At 72.0% G+C, this 4,495-nt stretch carries 2 protein-coding genes, 1 tRNA gene and 1 rRNA gene; 3 read left to right on the forward strand and 1 reads right to left on the reverse strand.

Annotated features, from left to right (window positions below; all coding sequences use genetic code 11):
* Both rrf and KV205_RS35860 read left to right on the forward strand, forming a co-directional pair.
* Positions 1-75 (forward strand): 5S ribosomal RNA (rrf, locus tag KV205_RS35855); the annotation flags it as partial.
* Between the two features lie 5 nt (positions 76-80).
* Positions 81-153 (forward strand) — tRNA-Thr (locus KV205_RS35860).
* Between the two features lie 100 nt (positions 154-253).
* On the opposite strand, the gene KV205_RS35865 is transcribed toward KV205_RS35860, so the two are convergent.
* A complete protein-coding gene (locus KV205_RS35865) occupies positions 254-2,908 on the reverse strand; it encodes a SpoIIE family protein phosphatase (protein WP_265869232.1) in 2,655 nt (884 codons plus the stop codon).
* Between the two features lie 280 nt (positions 2,909-3,188).
* On the opposite strand from KV205_RS35865, the gene KV205_RS35870 reads away from it, so the two are divergent.
* Positions 3,189-4,495: HAMP domain-containing protein (locus KV205_RS35870; RefSeq protein ID WP_265869233.1), on the forward strand; the 1,307-nt coding region annotated here is incomplete at its 3' end.

Consider the following 4,495-nt stretch of genomic DNA (forward strand, 5'->3'; position numbering starts at 1 on the left):
AACCCGGAAGCTAAGCCTTTCAGCGCCGATGGTACTGCAGGGGGGACCCTGTGGGAGAGTAGGACGCCGCCGAACAACCCGCCCTTTTAGCTCAGTCGGTAGAGCGTCTCCATGGTAAGGAGAAGGTCAACGGTTCGATTCCGTTAAAGGGCTCAGAGAAAAGGCCCCCGCCATCAGGCGGGGGCCTTTTTGCGTTTCCTGGACACAGACGAAGACCGGCCCCCGAAGGGGCCGGCTCGACTTCTTCCCGTTCTCAGGGCCGGTGCGGCTCCGGGATGCGCAGGGCCAGGATGGCCATGTCGTCGGAGGCCGGCTCCTGGGCGAAGCGCTCGACCGCCCGCAGCACGCGGGAGGTGATCGCGCCGGCCGTCAGGCCCGTACACGACCGGAGGACCTCGGTGAGGCCGTCGTCGCCCAACATCCTCGTGCCCTCGCGGCGTTCGGTGACGCCGTCCGTGACGCACAGCAGGACGTCGCCCGGGTCGAGGGTGATGGTCTGCTCGTACAGCTCCAGGTCGTCGATGACACCGAGCAGGGGCTGCGGGTCGGCGGCCGGGCGGACGGTGCCGTCCTGGCTGAGGCGGAGCGGCAGCGGGTGGCCGGCGCAGACGACCTTCAGGACCGCCGAGCCGTCGTCCTGCGGGCGCAGCTCGCCGTACAGCAGGGTGAGGAAGCGGCTGCGGGCGCCCTCGTCGAGGATGGCCGCGTTGAGGCGCTCCAGGACGGCCGGGCCGCCGAAGCCCTCGCGGGCGAGGAGGCGCAGGGCGTGCCGGGCGAGGCCGGTGACGGCGGCCGCCTCCGGGCCCGTACCGCAGACGTCGCCGATGGCGAAGCCGTACGAGCCGTCGCGGATGGGGAAGAGGTCGTAGAAGTCGCCGCCGACCTCGTTGCCCTCGCCGGCGGCGCGGTAGATGACGTCGACCTCGACGCCGGGGACGTCGGGGAGGCCGGGCGGCAGCAGGCTGCGCTGCAGGGAGCGGCTGATGGCCATGCGCTCGGAGTAGAGGCGGGCGTTGTCGAGGGCCAGGGCGGCTCGGCGTGAGAGGTCCTCGGCGAGCTCCAGGATCTCCTGGCGGAAGTGGTCGTCGGTGGGCTTGCCCAGGGTGAGCATGCCGATGACGCGGTTGCGGGCGACGAGCGGGAGGACGACGGTCTCGCCGCCGACGGCCGCCGCGGTCGCCAGGACCGTGTTGATGCCGGAGGACACCGGGCTGCCGGGGCCGCCGAGTTCGCGCATGGAGGCGCTGAGCGCGGCGCGGTGGGCGGCCTCGCCCGGGGCGGTCCAGACGCGGGCGCCGGGGGTGGGCACCGGGTCGGGCGGGGAGATCGAGACGAGCAGGGCCTTCAGACCGTCGATCAGGTCCTCGTCCTCGTGCAGGACATAGGAGAGGTACGGGTCGGAGGCCTGGTCGGCGATCGTGTAGACGGCGCACCAGGTGGCCAGGGTGGGGACCGTCATCTGGGCCATCAGGGCCAGGGTCTGGTCGCGGTCGAGGGTGCCGGCCAGGAGGTCGGAGGCCTCGACGAGGAAGCTGAGGGAGCCGCGGCGGAGCCGTTCGAGTTCGCCGAGGCGGGCGGACTCGACGGCCAGGGCGATGCGGTCGGCGGCGAACTGGAGGCGCAGGGCCTCTTCGTTGGAGTAGCGGTTGGCGCTCTCGGCGGCGACGCCGAGGGAGCCGGTGAGGCGGCCCTCGACCTTGAGCGGGACCGTGACGACCGAGCGCATGCCGGTGCCTTCGAGGAGCGGTACGGCGCCGGGGACGGCGGCCAGGTCCTCGTGGACGGCGGGCATGCGGGCGGAGCCGTAGCGGCTGGCGCCGGTTTCGACGGGGACGCGGGCGAAGCGCTGGCGGGCGGAGGGCAGGCCCGTGGTGGCGCGCACCTCGAGTTCGGTCTCGTCGTCGGTGGCGAGGAGCAGGAAGGCGGAGTCGCCGTCGAGCATGTCGCGGGCGCGTTCCACGGTGCGCTGGAGGAGTCCGTCGAGGTCGTCGGGGGCGGGGGAGCCGATGAAGACCTCGAAGGGGTCGGCGGCGGTGCCGCGGCTCTCGGCGCCGGTCTCGGTGGCGGCGGGGCGCTGCGGGGTCTGCAGGACCGCGCGCTCGTGCTCGCGGACGAGGAGGCAGACGGTGGAGGGTTCGCCCTGGGCGTCGCGGACCCGCAGGTGCGAGGCGTAGACGGGGATGACGCGGCCGTCGGCGCAGCGGATGCCGTAGCTGCCCTCCCAGCGGGAGAGGCGGAGCGCTTCGGCGAGGCCGGTGCCGATGCCGGGGGTGTGGGGCCAGGCGGCGAGGTCGCCGAGGGGTTTGCCGGTGACCTGCTCGGAGCCGTATCCGAAGAGTTCCTCGGCGTCCTCGTTCCAGGCGGAGATGGCGCCGGCGGCGTCGATCTGGACGACGGCGACGCGGACCCGGCTGTCGGTGACGGGGAGCAGCGGGTCGGGCAGGACGGGGCCCGCGGAGCGGGTGCCGACGGGGCGCTCGGGGAGGTCGAGGTGGAACCAGACGTGTTTGCGGGTGGGGCTGTAGTCGACGCCCCAGCGGGTGGCGAGCGCGGCACAGAGCAGCAGGCCCCGGCCGTTCTCGCGGTCGGGGCTGCTCATGGTGCGGGGCTGCTGGAGGGGGATCTCGCGTTCGGGGTAGCGGTCGGCGACCTCGATGCGGACGCCGTCGTCGCCGCGCAGGCACAGGACGTCGGCGGCGGTGCCGGCGTGGACGACGGCGTTGGTGACGAGTTCGCTGGTGAGGACGACGGCGTCGTCGACGATCTCGTTGTGTCCCCAGCCCTGGAGGGTGTCCCGGACGAAGGCGCGGGCGGTCGCGACGGACCGGCCCATCGGTTCGAAACTGGCAGCCGCCCGCGCGGTGATCACTGAACTCCTCGTACGCGTCTCGACGCCCGGCTCTGCCATGGTCGGTCTGCCCCTCCCGCTGCCCGGTGCTGCTTCTCGCGCCGTCCCGCCCCCGCCGGGCGGACCGGGGCGGTTGGACAGCCGGATGCCAGGTTACTTACCTTCGCTGTCCCAGCGGATGCCGGTCACGCGGATCCGTCCCCCGGACGTGGGGACGTTGTGCGAAGGTGCCGAACTGTTATGGCCTGGTTCCGACCCGGTGAAACACTGGGCAGGTTGTACTTGGGCAGGCTGATAGCGAGAGACCGAGCGTACGGTCGACCCCTTCGGGAGGGACACGGTGGAGTCTGGCACGACGACGCGGCGCGGTGGCGGTTCGCGGCCGAAGGGCGGCGGCCGGTCCCGGGGCGGGGGCACGGTGCAGGTGGACGCTGCCGCGCTGCAGCGGCTCCTGGCCGCCCTGGTGTCGATGAGGGACGGCAACTTCCGCAAGCGGTTGACGGTCTCGGGCGACGGGATGATGGCGGAGATCTCCGCCGTCTTCAACGAGGTCGCGGACCGGCAGTCGCATCTGACCGGGGAGTTCACGCGGGTGCGCCGGGTGGTGGGCCGCGAGGGCAAGCTGTCGGAGCGCCTTGAGGCGGGTGCGGCGGAGGGCTCCTGGGCGGCCACGATCGAGGCGGCGAACGCGCTGGTCGACGAGCTGGCGCGGCCGGTGTCCGAGGTCGGGCGGGTGCTGTCCGCGGTGGCCGAGGGTGATCTCGGGCAGCGGATGGAGCTGCGCTCGGAGGGCGGCGACGGGTCGACGCGGCCGCTGCGCGGGGAGTTCCTGAAGGTCGCGCGGACCGTGAACAACCTGGTGGACCAGCTGTCGGTGTTCGCCGACGAGGTGACCCGGGTGGCCCTTGAGGTGGGCACCGAGGGCAAGCTGGGCGGTCAGGCGCAGGTGCGTGGCATGTCCGGTTCGTGGAAGGACCTCACGGACTCGGTCAACACCATGGCCAACCAGCTGACGGCGCAGGTGCGGGACATCGCCCTGGTCACGACGGCGGTGGCCAACGGTGATCTGTCGCAGAAGGTCACGGCGAACGTGGCCGGCGAGATGCTGGAGCTGAAGAACACCGTCAACACGATGGTGGACCAGCTGTCCTCGTTCTCGTCCGAGGTGACCCGGGTGGCCCGCGAGGTGGGCACGGAGGGCGAGCTGGGCGGTCAGGCCGAGGTGGCCGGGGTCGCCGGTGTGTGGAAGGACCTCACGGACTCCGTCAATACGATGGCGGGAAATCTCACCAATCAGGTGAGGGGGATCGCCGAGGTCACCACGGCGGTCGCGAACGGCGACCTGTCGCAGAAGGTACGGGTGTCGGCGCGCGGCGAGATCGCGCAGCTGGCGGACACCATCAACCAGATGACGGAGACGCTGCGGACCTTCGCGGACGAGGTGACCCGTGTCTCGGGCGAGGTCGGCGCGGAGGGTCTGCTCGGCGGGCAGGCGCAGGTGCCGGGTGCGGCGGGGACGTGGAAAGACCTGACGGACTCGGTCAACACGGTCTTCCGGAACATCACCACGCAGGTGCGGGACATCGCGCAGGTGACCACGGCGGTGGCCAATGGTGATCTGTCGCAGAAGGTCACGGTGGACGTGGC

This window comes from Streptomyces sp. SKN60, assembly GCF_026236535.1.
Lineage (GTDB): Bacteria > Actinomycetota > Actinomycetes > Streptomycetales > Streptomycetaceae > Streptomyces.